Here is a 13512-nt window from a genome sequence, read left to right as displayed (position 1 = left end):
GATTGAATTTTGTCGTGTCTACGCTTTCAGACGGCCTAAATTCTACTTGAATCTGCCGCCGTCTGAAATATGTTTGTCGTTTGGGTTTAGTGGCTGTCTTTCCACTGGTAGTATTTGGAACCGAGGTAGGAGCCGAGTTTGCGCAGGAACGGCTGGGTGATGATGTTGCTGTGGCGCAGTTGTTCGAAAGGTTTCAGACGGCCGTCATCACCCATGATGGCTTCGGCAATTGCCAAACCGGCAATGCCGGTAATCGCCATGCCGTGTCCGGAGTAGCCTTGTGCAAAGAAAACGGTAGGGGCGAGGCGGCCGAAATGTGGAGCGAGGTTGCGCGTGATGTCGCATTCGCCGCCCCAAGAATGCTCGATTCTGACATCGGCAAGTTGCGGAAAAACTTTCAGCATGTCTTGGCGGACGAGTTCGGTCATGCAGTCAGGATCGTCGATAAACTCGTTGTCTTTGCCGCCGAAGAGCAGGCGGCCGTCGGCGCTGAGGCGGTAGTAGTCGAGGACGTGGCGGTTGTCGCAGATGGCCATATTGTTGCGGATCAGGTCTTTGGCACGCTCGCCCAGAGGCTCGGTGGCGATGATAAAGGTGCTGACGGCAATGGCTTTTTGTTCCAATACTTTGAATTTCGGGTGTAAACCGGCATAAGTATTGACGGCATAAACGAGGTTTTTGCATTCAACGCTGCCATTGGGTGTATGAACCAGCCAACCGTTATCGCATGGCTCGATACGCGTCATCGGGGACTGCTCAAAAAGTTGTGCGCCTGCATCGGCTGCCGCTTTGGCAATGCCTAGGGTGTAATTGAGCGGGTGCAAGTGGCCGGATAAAGGATCAAATTGCGCGCCTTGATACATATCGCTGGCTAGTTGTTGCTTCAGTGTGGCTTTATCCCAAAGCTGGTAATGGCTTGCGCCATAATGTTTTTGTGCGTGTTTGTGCCATTGTTGCAATTCTTCCCAATGCTGAGGACGGACGGCGACGGTCGCGTAGCCGCGTTGCCAATCGCATTGGATATTGTGTTTTTGAATGCGCGAGTCAACCAGTTCAACGGCTTGCAGGGATTGCTGCCAGAACCATTGGGCCTGTTCTAAGCCGACTTGTTTTTCGATCTCTTCCATGCCGCAGGCAAAATCGCTGATGACTTGTCCGCCGCTTCGGCCTGATGCGCCGAAACCGATACGTGCGGCTTCGAGTACGATGACTTCATGGCCGTTTTCGGCAAGCGGTAGGGCGGTGCATAAACCGGTCAAGCCGCCGCCGATAACGCAGGTTTCAGTTTTCAGACGGCCTTCAAGCGTCGGATAAGACGGATGGGGATTGGCTGTGCTGACATAGTAGGAGGGAAGGTATTCTTTGAAGCTGGGATTGATCATGATTTGGGCTTTAGGTTGGTTTTCACTTTATTGAAAACAGGTTTTCAGACGGCCAGGAATATGGGCTTAAGTTTAGGCCGTCTGAAAGGATAAAATGCGGTTAATAAAACAGGCTGTTCCGACACTTTATCGGACAGCCTGTCTGCATATTAGGCGGCTTTTTCGGCTGCCAATTTTTCTTGGCGGTAGGCTTCGGCAGCCTCGCGTTCCCGTTTGGTTGCCTGACGCATCATCCAGTAGTTGACGACAATCACCAGCGTACCGATGATACCGATCAGGATGGTTGCTAAAACGTTCATCTGAGGGTCAAGGCCGAGTTTGATTTTGGAGAAAATTACTTGCGGCAATGTCGATGAGCCCGGGCCTGATAGGAAGGAGGTAATGACCAAGTCGTCCAAAGACAGGGTAATGCCCAAGAGGAAGCCGGAAGCAATCGCAGGGGCAATCAGCGGCAGGGTAATCACGAAGAAAATCTTCAGCGGACGGGCGCCCAAGTCCATAGCGGCTTCTTCCAAGGATTGATCCAATTCCACCAAGCGCGAGCGGATGACGACGGTAATGTACGCCATGCAAAGCGTGGTGTGGCCGAGGAAGATGGTGAAGAAACCGCGATCGAAGTAGAGCGATTGCAGCAATTCACTGCCTTGCAGGAACATTTGTACCTGAATAATCAGCAACAGCATGGACAAACCGGTAATCACATCAGGCATCACCATAGGCGCGGAAATCATACCGGCAAACAGGGTGCTGCCGCGGAAGCGCTTAATACGCGCCATGGCGTAACCAGCCAATGTGCCGAGTGCTACGGCGGCAAGCGAGGAAACGATGGCGATACGCAATGACAGCCAGGCCGCCTCCAAGATGGTGTCGTTTTCCATCAATGCACCGTACCATTTGGTTGAGAAACCGCCCCAAACGGTAACCAGTTTGGATTCATTGAAAGAATAGATGACCAAAACCACCAGCGGAATATAGAGGAATGCCAGCGAGAGCAGGAGCATCAGTTTCAAGAACCAGGATAATTTGGTTTTCTGCATTATTTGCCTCCTTCTTCCAATTCGCGGTTTTCATAGTGCTGGAACAGGGCAATCGGTACAACCAGCAGGGCAACCATGACGACGGCGACGGCAGAAGCCAGCGGCCAGTTGTTTTGGTCGAAGAATGCCTGCCACAATACTTTACCGATCATCAGGTTTTCAGAGCCGCCCACCAATTCAGGAATCACAAATTCACCGACGGCCGGAACGAAGACCAGCATAGAGCCTGCGATGATGCCTGTTTTGGATAAAGGCAGGGTAATGGTAAAGAACGATTTGATCGGACCTGCACCCAAGTCGGAAGCGGCTTCGAGCAGGCGGTTGTCCAGTTTTACCAGTTGTGTGTACAGCGGCAAAATCATAAACGGCAGATAGGCGTAAACCATCACCAAATTCAGCGAGAAAGCATTGTAGAACAGGTCTAAAGGCTCGCTGATGATTCCATATTTGATTAAGAAATTGTTGATGATGCCGTTGTGACCCAATAAGCCCATCCATGCGTAAACACGCAGCAGGAAAGAGGTCCAGAAAGGCAGCATGATTGCCAACAGCAGGCCGTTGCGCGCAGCCGGATTGGCGCGTGAAATGGCATAAGCGGTCGGATAACCAATTAACAGGCAGATGATGGTCGTCGTCAGCGCGGTCTTAATCGAAGACCAGTAGGTCATCAAATAGATATTGCTGTTTTCACTGTCGCCAAACGGATTGAGCGTATTCCAAAAGTTTTGGAAAATGTCGGCGTAGTTCTGATAGCTGATGGCAATGTTCAGACGGCCTAAGTCTTCATCAATCGTCGTCAACGGCGTAAATGGCGGAATGGCGATTTCTTGTTCGGCAAAGCTGATTTTCAATACGATGGCGAACGGAATCAGAAACAGCACCAAGAGCCAAATATACGGCACGGCAATCACTGCACGCTGTCCAGGACGGCGAAACAGTTTCTTTTTCAGTTTTTTAAGGTCCATTGCATTTCCCTCAAATTAACTGTACAGAGGTGTCGGTTGGTTTTCAGGCCAGCTGATATAGACGGTTTCGTCCCAAGTCGGCGGCGTAATGTTGCGCACATACCAATAAGGTGCGGGAACTTGGCTCTTAACGACACGGCCGTTGGCGAGTTTGATGTGGTAAATTGCAAAGCTGCCCAGATAGGCAATTTCTTTAACCGTGCCTTGGGCCCAGTTGTGCGCGCCCAAGTGTTCTGGTTTTTCTTTATGCAAATCAATGTCTTCTGGGCGGATGCTGATCCAGATTTCATGGTCGTTCGGAACGCCAAGGCCGTGGTCGATGCGGACGTGGTTTTCCAAGCCGTCACATTTGACGATAGAGAAATCGGCGCGGTCGTCAATAACGACGCCGTCAAAAATATTGGTTTCGCCGATAAATTCAGCGGTAAAGCGACTGTTAGGGTAGTCGTACACATCGCTAGGTGTGCCAACTTGGCGCAATTGGCCGTCGGACATAATGGCGATACGGGTAGCCATCGTCATCGCTTCTTCTTGGTCGTGGGTAACCATAATGCAGGTTACGCCGACTTGTTCCAGCGTGTTGACCAATTCCAGTTGGGTTTGTTGGCGCAGTTTTTTATCGAGTGCGCCCAAAGGTTCGTCAAGCAGCAGGATTTTAGGACGTTTCGCCAGGCTGCGCGCCAAAGCGATACGTTGTTGCTGACCGCCGGAGAGTTGGTGCGGCTTGCGTTTGGCAAATTTGGTCATTTGCACCAGGCGTAGCATTTCTTCCACACGGGCATCAATTTCGCCTTTAGGCATTTTGTCTTGTTTCAGACCGAAAGCGATGTTTTGCTCAACGCTCATGTGCGGGAACAAAGCATAGCTTTGGAACATCATGTTGATTGGGCGCTCGTACGGAGCAAGCTTGGTAATGTCTTGGCCGTCGAGAATGATTTTGCCCTGATTGGGGCTTTCCATGCCTGCCAACATGCGCAGCAGCGTGGATTTGCCACTGCCTGAGCTGCCCAAAAGGGCGAAGATTTCGTGTTGATAGATGTCCAAGTCGATGTTATCGACAGCGTAATTGTCACCAAACTTTTTCACCAAGCCTTGGATTTGCAAATAAGGTTTGGCTGAAGACGCAGTGGTTGCGGTCATAATGGCAATACTCCAAAAAGAAAGACGAGTACCGGCAAAACGGATTTTCGAATGGGTGATAAAAAGCTGTTTGATTGCTGGCGGGAGTCGGACGGAGGCCGTCTGAAACTCTTGTAAAGCGCACGGGCAGCGTGGATAGAAAGCAGTTTAAGCCTCAGCTTTTGCTCTCGGCAAACTCAATATTATATTAGCCTAAGCCTCATAGGGGCAATATGAAAATGCTTGTAGCGGCTGATTTGAAGCAAATAGGAAAGGAAAGGCAGGCAGGGGAACAGGATAGCGAAAATGGGTAACGTTGTTTTTCTGCACAAAAGGATTTAATTTATATTCAAATGTCTTAAAAAATAATTTAAGATAGAATAAAATACGCAAATTGCATTAATTTTAATAAAGTCGTGCGGATTGCGTTTTATGCGGGCAAGATGGTTTTGTTCTGAATAAAAAAACTAAATCCGCTATATGAATAAAAAGGGAAAACATGAGCATTAAAGAATGGCCCGAGGGGGAGCGGCCGCGTGAGAAGCTGTTGGAGCACGGCGCGGCGGCATTGAGTGATGCGGAGTTGCTGGCGATTTTATTGCGTGTCGGAACACGCGGTATGAGTGCGGTCGATTTGGCGCGTTATTTGTTGGGTGAATTTGGCAGTTTGGGGAAGCTGATGAGTGCGGATGCCAAAACACTCGCTGCTTATAAGGGCATGGGTTTGGCAAGCTATACTCAATTTGCCGTGGTCAAAGAAATCGGGCGGCGGATTTTGGGTGAAGATTTGCAGGAGCAGATTGTTTTGTCAAGCCCGAAATCGGTTGCGGATTATCTGCGCCTGCATCTTGGGCATGAAAAAATCGAGGTCAGCGTTGCTTTGCTGCTCAACCGTCAAAATCAATTGATTGCGGTACGGGAATTGTCGCGCGGTACGGTGGCGGAAAATACGGTTTATATCCGTGAAATCGTCAAATTGGCATTGGATGAATATGCCGACAGTTTGATTTTGGCACACAATCATCCGGGCGGCTCGGCAAGGCCGTCTGAATCTGATGTGCAGTTTACAGAGCGTTTGAAACAGGCTTTAAGTTTGGTCGATATTACGCTGTTGGACCATTTTATTGTAACGGCAAAAGAAACCTGCTCTTTGCGCGAACAGGGCTATATGTAAGGATGAATGTTCAGAAGGCCTCAGTAGGATTGGTTACCTTACTGAGGCCGTCTGAAGGATTATTGCGTTACTTCTTCGGAGGATTCTTCTCTATAGATGATTTTTTCCGATTTTGGCTTTTCTTTGCTCTTTTCTTTTTCTTTGTCCTTGTCTTTTTTACTGTCAGGAATGGCGGCGTCAATCACTGCCCCCGTTCCTTTGACGACCAATTTTCCGGCAGTCAGGACGGTTGTAGCAGCCAAATCAACAGCCGCACCTACAATGCAGCCGTTAAGCGTCAAGCAAAGGGCAAGTGCCGGAAGTAGGCGTTTTGTGCATCTCAATGACTGCATCCGCAGTGTCCTTCATGATGATGGTCGCATCCGAGTGCTTCTTGCCAAGCATCATCATCGCCGTCAAATTCTTCGACTTCGTCAAATTCGCCGTTTTCTACCATGCTTACCAGCTCTTCCAAGTTTTCTGCGCCTTCTACCCAAAAGCAGGGAATGTCGGGTGGTGTGTCGGGGGCAAGCAGGGCGGCTTGTTGGTCGTGCCAAGCAATCCAATAGCCGTTCTGCGTTTGTACGAATACGGCATCGGGATGGATGGTTTCGTTTTCAGTATTGACCAGCATTCTGGCGGCGATATCGGTTTGAAAAGGTAAGGTTTGCATGATGGTTTGAGAATGTGGGAAAAGAAAGTATTGTAACATGGCAAAAACAAACGCACCGTCTGAGTCAGGCGGTGCGTTTGTGTCTCGGCAACTTGGGTGCAGACGGTTTAAGGTGTCGGCCGCACCGGAAATATCATTCCGTTTAGATTATTTGTCGTCGTTGTTTGCCAAAACAAAGCGGTAAATAGCCGCGCCCACTGCTGCGCCGGCAATAGGGGCCAACCAGAACAACCACAGTTGTTCAACAGCCCAGCCGCCTTGGAACAAGGCAACGCCGGTAGAACGTGCAGGGTTGACGGAAGTATTGGTCACAGGAATGCTGATCAAGTGAATCAGGGTCAGACCCAGGCCGATGGCGATAGGGGCGAAGCCGGCCGGAGCCAGTTTGTCGGTAGAACCCATGATGATGATCAGGAAGAATGCGGTCAGGACGAATTCGATCAGCAACGCGGCCATCATGTCGTAACCGTTAGGAGAGTGTTCGCCGAAACCATTGCTGGCAAAGCCGGAAGCAACAGCATCAAAACCGGTTTTACCGGAAGCAATTAGATACAGAACACCTGCAGCGGCAATCGCACCGATGACTTGGGATACGATGTAAGGCAACAAGTCTTTACCGTTGAAACGGCCGCCGATGAAGAGGCCGACGGAAACGGCAGGGTTGAAGTGGCCACCGGAAATATGGCCGACGGCGTAAGCCATGGTCAGTACGGTCAAGCCGAACGCCAAGGCGACACCGGCAAAGCCAATGCCGAGTTCAGGGTAGGCTGCTGCCAATACTGCGCTGCCGCAGCCGCCGAATACCAGCCAGAAAGTGCCGAAAAATTCTGCAAAATATTTTTTCATTTGTTTTTCCTCGTAAAGGGTGGGGGTGTTGCCGAAGGCATGAATCATAATAATATTGTTTCTAATCGAAAAACGGATTTACCTGTTTTTTCCGGTCTTGACAAAAGGCCGTCTGAAAATGGTGACAAACGGGTAGAGATATGTATTTTGTAGGTTGAGTTTGGTTGATTGAACCTTGTTTTTTGTGAAGTAAATGCCGTTAATGCAAAAGCATTTTGTTTTGTAGGTAATATTATTTATAGATTATTAATTTGATTGGAATCTCTGAACCATATCTGATTTAAAAAGGCCGTCTGAAAAGTTTTCAGACGGCCTTGATTTAAGCAAGGATAAATTAATCCAGATGGTCGCTGCTTTGCGCCAAGATGGTGCGGTTGCCGTTGTTTTCCGCCGGAGAAACAATACCGTCGGCTTCCATTTGGTCAATCAGGCGGGCGGCGCGGTTGTAGCCGATGCGCAGTTGGCGTTGGATATTGGAAATGCTGGCTTTACGCGATTTCAAGACAACGGAAACGGCTTCGTCATACATGGGGTCGAGGTCGCTGTCGTTGCTGCGGCTGGTGCCGGTAAAGTCTTCGGCCGAACCGCTGCTTAAAATATCATCGATATAATCGGGTGCGCCGAATTGTTTCAGATATTCCACTACGCGGTGTACTTCGTTGTCGGAAGCGAACGCGCCGTGTACGCGTTGCGGATAGCCAGTGCCGGGTGGCAGGAACAGCATATCGCCTTGGCCGAGCAGGTTTTCCGCACCCATTTGGTCAAGAATCGTGCGGCTGTCGATTTTGCTGGATACTTGGAAGGCAATGCGTGTCGGAATATTGGCTTTAATCAGGCCGGTGATGACATCCACGCTTGGGCGTTGGGTGGCAAGAATCAAATGGATGCCGGCTGCGCGTGCTTTTTGGGCAAGACGGGCAATCAGTTCTTCAATTTTCTTACCGGCGGTCATCATCAGGTCGGCAAATTCATCTACGACGACCACGATAAACGGCAGTTTTTCCAATGGCTCAGGGTCTTCAGGCGTGAGGCTGAACGGGCTGCCGATTTTTTCGCCACGAGCGGCGGCTTCGGCAATTTTTTGGTTAAAACCGGCAAGGTTGCGCACGCCCATAAAGCTCATCAGGCGGTAGCGTTTTTCCATTTCGTTGACGCACCAGTTCAGCGCGTTTGCAGCCAATTTCATATCGGTCACGACAGGGGCGAGCAGGTGCGGAATGCCTTCGTAAATGCTCAGTTCCAACATTTTCGGGTCAATCATAATCATGCGCACGTCTTCCGGCGTTGCTTTGAAGAGCATGGACAGAATCATGGCGTTCACGCCTACGGATTTACCCGAACCGGTCGTACCGGCAACCAGCAGATGCGGCGCTTTGGCCAAGTCGGTAACAACAGGCTGGCCGGTGATGTCTTGGCCGAGTGCGAGGGTCAGTTTGGATTTGGACTCGGTAAATGCAGGCGAATTGAAGATTTCGCTCAGGCGGATCATTTGGCGTTTAGGATTAGGCAATTCCAAGCCCATGCAGGTTTTGCCGGGGATGGTTTCCACCACGCGGATGGAAGCCACGCCAAGCGAGCGCGCCAAGTCTTTTTCAAGGTTCAAAACGGCACTGCCGCGTACACCGACATCAGGCTCAATCTCGTAGCGCGTAATGACCGGGCCGGAATAGGAGTCCATCACTTTGACTTTAACTTTGAACTCGGCCAGTTTTTCTTCGATGGTAATGCTGTTTTCCAGCAACTGTTCTTCAGTTTGCGAGGCGCTCGGGTCAAACTGCGGCGGCAGAAGCAGGGCAGTGGTCGGTAGAAGCGCATCGGTCAGTGTTGTTGAAGTCGGATGAACTATGCTTGGCGTATTTTCTTGAACGCTTGGTTCTACGCTTTGAACAGGCGTTTCAACGACTGTCTGTGTATATTCAGACGGCCTTACGATTGTTTCAATAGATTCAACAGGTTCAATCGTTTCAACCGCTTGAATAGCTTCTGCTTCCGCTTGTACAGACGCTTCCGGTTCACTATCGAATTCTGTTTCTTCTTCGGCAGATTCGCTGATTAAATAATCGCGGATACTGCGTTCAGGCTGATTGCTGACATGCGCATTGACTTGCGAATCAAAAATCGGCACTTGGATTTTATGTTCAAAAGCAGGCGGCTCTGGGATATCAATCGGCGCAATCGATGTTTGGAAAACGGGCGGCTTGGGGATATCGGTTTTCGCCATAGGGACGACCGGTACGGCAGGCGGCTCGACTACGGTTGCGTTTGGTGCGGCAGGTCGGGAGATATAAGGGGATTTTTTAACAGGCGCAGCCGGTTTTGGACGGGACGGCGTTGCCGGTACGGCAGGTTGTGGTGCAGCAGCCTCCGTGGCAGCTCGTTTACGCGCCCATCTTTCGGCAGCCGCTTCGGTATGGCGGACTTGACGGCGCAGGCTGGCAGGACGGCTGATTTGTCCCAAGTTGGCCAAAATTTCGTCATTTTCGATGGTGCGCGGAGAGTAGTCGCGCAATGGGGCGACGGCTGCGGCCAGTTTGTGGCGAGCGGCGGTACGGCGGGCAAGGTTGTCGTGAATATCTTCCGCTTGGATTTCAGAAGGGAATGCCTGCATGGAAGTATAGGGGAGGATGGCTTCTTTTTCGGCAGTTCTTAAGGCCGTCTGAACAGTTTCGATATGCGGTGCATTCGCTTCTGCCACGCGGACATTGTTGGTACGCGCCAAGGCACGTTCGCGTGTGCGGCGCAAAACAGGATCGTTGTAGTCGATGATTTCCATGCCGGTCATCGGCAGGGATGAAGCACGCAACAATGGGGTCTCGACTTCGTCTTTGTAAATCGGCGCATTTTTTTCGGCCAAATGCTCGTTCCATTCTTCAACCGCCGCTTCGTGCAGGGAACGGGTGGCTTCTTCTAATGTGATTTCTTCAAAATTGCTGTTTTGCACCAAAGACGGGCTGTATTCGGGTGTTTCCATTTGTGCAAACGGCGTGATTTTGGGAATACGTTCCGGCTTGGCAGATTTGCGGGTTTTAGGCGCAACTTTGATTTCTTCTTCGGTCGCTGCGATGTGTTCCGGCTCTTCGGCAACGGGCTTTGCTGCGTGCTCTTCGTCTGTTTCGGCGTGTTGCGTTTTATTGTGTTCGAGCGCGGAAAGCAGGCGGATGCGGGCGATTTTATGGTTGTCGGCGGTGCGCTTGTTCATGCTGAACAAACGTTTCAGGCTGTCCAGTTGGCTGGCAAAACCGACCGGGCTGTCTTCTTCGTTTATTTCTTCTTTATCGCCACTGAGTTGGGCCAATTCTTGGCGCCACTTTTGCTCTTGTTTCTGGCGCCACCAGAACAATCCGGCTATGACAGCCAGCAGAATTAAAGCCAATATTGTCCAAAGCATGCGTCCATCCCCTTAATTAAACGGCAAAGTCCGTTATTCTAACGCTTTTTTCGGGTAAACAAAACCAGCCGAAACAAGCTTTAACGGCAAAGGCAGACAGGATTGTCAAAGCTATGGCTTGAGACGCGTATAATAGGCCGTCTGAACATTTTGCGGATGAGATGATGATTTTTCAAAACGGATGGTTTCCCGTTGGTGTCGTGATGGCGGCATGGCTTGTGTTGCTGGTGATTTTTGCTTTGTGTGCAAAGCAGGCATGGGTGTCGGTATCGCAGCATCGTTCCGCATTCTTGGTGGCTGCCGTGATGTTGCCGCTGGCTTGGAGTTTGAATGCCTCTCCCGAAAGCGGACAACTGGCCGGTATGAGCTATCATTTGCTCGCTTTGAACCTGACGGCTTTAATGCTGGGCATCTCTGCCGCATTCTGCCTTGGCGTTTTACTATTTTTTCCGTATTTGTGGCTTTGGGGCGATTGGCATATGTTCCCCATCAATGCTTTGTCCGTATTGCTTCCGCCTTTGTTGGTGAACTTGGGTTTCCGCTATTGGGTGTCGCGGTTGCCTGCCAATATCTTTATCTTTATTTTTCTGAATGGTTTTTGGGCCGCGGCTGTCGGCATGGTATTTACCGGCGTGGTTTTGGTCAGTTTGTTGGACTGGGCGGATGTATTCGATACGGCGGTATTATGGAAAACCGCTTTTCCTGTTTTCTTCTTAATCGCTTGGGCGGAGGCATTTTTGAGCGGTATTTCAACAGCTATTTTCATCGCGCTCAAGCCGCAATGGATTTGTACTTTCGATGACGACAGGTATTTGAAATCCACGCCTAAGATTTGGCAATAAGATATGAAGGCATCTTTGCTTGGTTTTCAGACGGCCTAATGACCGTATGGCCTGTTTTTTGAATTGAATGTTTAACTTGTTATGTTTGCTTATATTTTTCCCATTGTTTGCGGTGCCGCTGTCGGGGCTGTATTGCGTTGGCTGTTTGGCTTAGTGCTGGTGTCTTCTGCGCCTTTTTCTATCGGTACATTGGCGGCAAACTGGCTGGGTGCGCTGCTAATCGGCGTATTGGCAGAACTCTTAACCGATCCGCAATGGCGTTTGCTTTGGATTACCGGCTTTCTCGGCAGTTTGACCACATTTTCAGGTTTTTCAGTGGAAATGGTGGGTTTGATGCAGGCGCAACGTTGGGGTATGGCTTTGATGGCAACCTGTCTGCATGTTTTCGGTTCGTTTGGTTTGACGGCGCTGGGGATTAAATTGGCGCAGATTTGGAAGTAAGCAAAAATAACAGGGTGCAATTTTGCACCCCGTTATTTTCTATAGGTATTTAATCAATGCCAATAGGCAAACAGACGGTTTCTTGACAATAGGTTTTGCCGGATTCGCTTAAGTGTGCCGGTTTGTAGGCGGCAAAGGTGTAGGTCAGGTCTGCGCGGAATGTGTCAGGATCGGCTTCGGCGGTGTCGCAGTTGAGGCCGGTGGGAATATCGAGGGCGACTTTCAGGCCGTCTGAATGATTGAGTTGGCGGCAGAGGGTGGCGATTTCGGTTGGAAGCGCGCCGCTGAAACCTGTGCCGAATATGCCTTCGATAATGATGTCGTAACCGTTTTTCAGACGGCTTTCCAGTTCTTGGACGGATATCAATTCAATATGGGGCAAACCGTTGAGGCGTTCGCGATTGGTTTGAGCCAAGGGGGAGAGGTTTTCTCCGAGTGAAAACAGAATGTCGATGTGCCAACCTTGCGCCTGCATATATCTTGCCATGACTAGGCCGTCGCCGCCGTTGTTGCCTTTGCCGCAAACGATCAGGGCGCGTCCGGCTTGAGGATGACGCTGCATGAGGTCTCGGGCGGCAGAGCTGCCGGCGTTTTCCATTAGTTGGTCGAAGCTCGTGCCTTTATCGACGGCTGCTTGTTCGCGTTCACGCATTTGGGCGGCGGTATAGACTTTCATGATTGGCTCTCTTTGCAGGAAGTTATTTGTCAGCAGTATTCATTAGGCGTAAGGCTTTCAGACGGCCTATTTCTTTTTGATATTCCACCAGTCCGATAAATGTGCCGTCTCGGCTGTATACGCGAATGGGCTGTTCGGCGGAAATGTTTTCGGTAAACTGGGGTCGTTGCCCGTGTTTGAGCATGGTAACGGCGTAGTCGTTTAACTCAAGTCTGGGGAAGTGTTGCACCAAGACATCGCAAGGCAGCAGCAGGGCATCGCGTTCGGCTTCGTCCAATTCGGCCAAGGCTTCGAGCGTGTGGCTTTGGGCAATGGTAAAACCGGCGGTTTCAGTACGGCGCAGGGCGGTCAGGTGGGCGAATGTGCCGATGTGTTTGGCAATGTCTTCACTGAGGGTGCGGATGTAAGTGCCCTTGCTACAACGTACGTCTATCACGGCTTTGGGTGCATCAAACTCTGTGATATCAATGGAGTAAATGATGATATCGCGCGCTTTGCGTTCGATAACGATACCTTTGCGCGCGTATTCGTACAGCGGTTTGCCTTCGTGCTTGAGGGCTGAAAACATGGGTGGCACTTGGCGGATATCGCCCGTTAAGGCTTGGCAGGCCGTCTGAAATTCGGACAATGAAATATCGGCGCGTGCGGTGGCGATGATTTCGCCTTCGGCATCACCTGTGCTGCTGGCTTCGCCCAGTTTCAGCGTGGCCGTATAGGCTTTGTCGGCATCAATCAGGTATTGGGCGAACTTGGTCGCTTCGCCGAAACAAACAGGCAAAAGCCCTGTGGCCAAAGGATCGAGTACTCCGGTATGCCCGGCTTTTTCGGCACGGAACAAACGCCGCGCTTTTTGCAGGGCGGTGTTGCTGGAAAGGCCTTCAGGTTTGTCGAGGAGAAGAACGCCGTTGACCGGGCGTTTGGTGGGTTTGGCTGTCATATCGGGTAGGAGGTAATGTTCAGGCCGTCTGAAAGCATTCAGACGGCCTGTGT

The 13512-nt window shown here is 50.6% G+C and carries 13 protein-coding genes; 3 read left to right on the top strand and 10 right to left on the bottom strand.

Annotated features, from left to right (window positions below; all coding sequences use genetic code 11):
• Positions 1-86 precede the first annotated feature (86 nt).
• From ACTHTK_RS02155 to ACTHTK_RS02140, 4 genes are all read right to left on the bottom strand, one after another.
• Positions 87-1382 (bottom strand): NAD(P)/FAD-dependent oxidoreductase, encoded by a 1296-nt coding sequence (locus ACTHTK_RS02155; protein ID WP_107723451.1) that lies wholly within the window; start codon positions 1380-1382, stop codon positions 87-89.
• Positions 1383-1531: 149 nt separating this feature from the next.
• Positions 1532-2419, bottom strand: a complete 888-nt coding sequence (locus ACTHTK_RS02150; protein ID WP_003679574.1) for an ABC transporter permease subunit — start codon at positions 2417-2419, stop codon at positions 1532-1534.
• Positions 2419-3384, bottom strand: coding sequence for an ABC transporter permease subunit (locus tag ACTHTK_RS02145; RefSeq protein ID WP_049335897.1), 966 nt, complete (start codon positions 3382-3384; stop codon positions 2419-2421). Before ACTHTK_RS02145 ends, ACTHTK_RS02150 begins: the two co-directional genes overlap by 1 nt.
• A 15-nt stretch (positions 3385-3399) precedes the next feature.
• On the bottom strand, positions 3400-4524 hold the full coding sequence (locus tag ACTHTK_RS02140; protein WP_107857192.1) for an ABC transporter ATP-binding protein: 1125 nt from the start codon (positions 4522-4524) through the stop codon (positions 3400-3402).
• A 478-nt stretch (positions 4525-5002) separates the two neighbouring features.
• On the opposite strand from ACTHTK_RS02140, the gene radC reads away from it, so the two are divergent.
• Positions 5003-5677: a RadC family protein gene (gene radC, locus ACTHTK_RS02135; RefSeq protein ID WP_107857191.1), complete on the top strand. Its 675-nt coding sequence runs from the start codon at positions 5003-5005 to the stop codon at positions 5675-5677.
• Positions 5678-5736: 59 nt separating this feature from the next.
• Here radC and ACTHTK_RS02130 read toward each other — a convergent pair whose 3' ends face one another.
• From ACTHTK_RS02130 to ACTHTK_RS02115, 4 genes are all read right to left on the bottom strand, one after another.
• Entirely contained in the window at positions 5737-6009 is a 273-nt protein-coding gene (locus tag ACTHTK_RS02130; protein WP_440378301.1) for an NF038104 family lipoprotein, read from the bottom strand.
• A complete protein-coding gene (locus ACTHTK_RS02125; protein ID WP_440378300.1) occupies positions 5997-6329 on the bottom strand; it encodes a hypothetical protein in 333 nt (110 codons plus the stop codon). The genes ACTHTK_RS02130 and ACTHTK_RS02125 overlap by 13 nt, the downstream gene beginning before the upstream one ends.
• 147 nt (positions 6330-6476) lie before the next feature.
• Positions 6477-7175 carry an aquaporin Z gene (gene aqpZ, locus ACTHTK_RS02120; protein ID WP_049359809.1) on the bottom strand — a complete coding sequence of 233 codons (699 nt, stop codon included), beginning with the start codon at positions 7173-7175 and terminating at the stop codon, positions 6477-6479.
• A 334-nt stretch (positions 7176-7509) separates the two neighbouring features.
• On the bottom strand, positions 7510-10563 hold the full coding sequence (locus ACTHTK_RS02115; RefSeq protein ID WP_440378299.1) for a DNA translocase FtsK: 3054 nt from the start codon (positions 10561-10563) through the stop codon (positions 7510-7512).
• Between the two features lie 164 nt (positions 10564-10727).
• On the opposite strand from ACTHTK_RS02115, the gene ACTHTK_RS02110 reads away from it, so the two are divergent.
• Both ACTHTK_RS02110 and ACTHTK_RS02105 read left to right on the top strand, forming a co-directional pair.
• Complete coding sequence (locus ACTHTK_RS02110; RefSeq protein ID WP_440378298.1) at positions 10728-11405, top strand: energy-coupling factor ABC transporter permease; 678 nt, start codon at positions 10728-10730, stop codon at positions 11403-11405.
• Between the two features lie 81 nt (positions 11406-11486).
• The gene (locus tag ACTHTK_RS02105) at positions 11487-11846 is read left to right on the top strand and encodes a CrcB family protein (RefSeq protein ID WP_003679592.1); all 360 of its coding nucleotides are present in this window, start codon (positions 11487-11489) and stop codon (positions 11844-11846) included.
• 49 nt (positions 11847-11895) lie between these two features.
• Here the strand turns inward: ACTHTK_RS02105 and ACTHTK_RS02100 are convergent, their stop codons facing one another.
• Entirely contained in the window at positions 11896-12522 is a 627-nt protein-coding gene (locus ACTHTK_RS02100) for an NAD(P)H-hydrate epimerase (protein ID WP_440378297.1), read from the bottom strand.
• A 22-nt stretch (positions 12523-12544) separates the two neighbouring features.
• Positions 12545-13459: a tRNA pseudouridine(55) synthase TruB gene (gene truB, locus ACTHTK_RS02095; RefSeq protein WP_440378296.1), complete on the bottom strand. Its 915-nt coding sequence runs from the start codon at positions 13457-13459 to the stop codon at positions 12545-12547.
• Between the last annotated feature and the right edge of the window lie 53 nt (positions 13460-13512).

The organism is Neisseria sp. P0006.S009 (assembly GCF_051962915.1).
GTDB lineage: Bacteria > Pseudomonadota > Gammaproteobacteria > Burkholderiales > Neisseriaceae > Neisseria > Neisseria subflava_E.
This window is presented reverse-complemented; position numbering and strand designations above follow the sequence as displayed.

Excerpts from the sequence above, each read along its gene's own strand:
- truB (WP_440378296.1), bottom strand. The coding sequence starts at position 13,459 with ATGACAGCCAAACCCACCAAACGCCCGGTCAACGGCGTTCTTCTCCTC.
- ACTHTK_RS02150 (WP_003679574.1), bottom strand. The coding sequence starts at position 2,419 with ATGCAGAAAACCAAATTATCCTGGTTCTTGAAACTGATGCTCCTGCTC.
- ACTHTK_RS02115 (WP_440378299.1), bottom strand. The coding sequence starts at position 10,563 with ATGCTTTGGACAATATTGGCTTTAATTCTGCTGGCTGTCATAGCCGGA.
- ACTHTK_RS02110 (WP_440378298.1), top strand. The coding sequence starts at position 10,728 with ATGATTTTTCAAAACGGATGGTTTCCCGTTGGTGTCGTGATGGCGGCA.
- ACTHTK_RS02140 (WP_107857192.1), bottom strand. The coding sequence starts at position 4,524 with ATGACCGCAACCACTGCGTCTTCAGCCAAACCTTATTTGCAAATCCAA.
- ACTHTK_RS02155 (WP_107723451.1), bottom strand. The coding sequence starts at position 1,382 with ATGATCAATCCCAGCTTCAAAGAATACCTTCCCTCCTACTATGTCAGC.
- ACTHTK_RS02105 (WP_003679592.1), top strand. The coding sequence starts at position 11,487 with ATGTTTGCTTATATTTTTCCCATTGTTTGCGGTGCCGCTGTCGGGGCT.
- aqpZ (WP_049359809.1), bottom strand. The coding sequence starts at position 7,175 with ATGAAAAAATATTTTGCAGAATTTTTCGGCACTTTCTGGCTGGTATTC.
- radC (WP_107857191.1), top strand. The coding sequence starts at position 5,003 with ATGAGCATTAAAGAATGGCCCGAGGGGGAGCGGCCGCGTGAGAAGCTG.
- ACTHTK_RS02145 (WP_049335897.1), bottom strand. The coding sequence starts at position 3,384 with ATGGACCTTAAAAAACTGAAAAAGAAACTGTTTCGCCGTCCTGGACAG.
- ACTHTK_RS02125 (WP_440378300.1), bottom strand. The coding sequence starts at position 6,329 with ATGCAAACCTTACCTTTTCAAACCGATATCGCCGCCAGAATGCTGGTC.
- ACTHTK_RS02100 (WP_440378297.1), bottom strand. The coding sequence starts at position 12,522 with ATGAAAGTCTATACCGCCGCCCAAATGCGTGAACGCGAACAAGCAGCC.
- ACTHTK_RS02130 (WP_440378301.1), bottom strand. The coding sequence starts at position 6,009 with ATGCAGTCATTGAGATGCACAAAACGCCTACTTCCGGCACTTGCCCTT.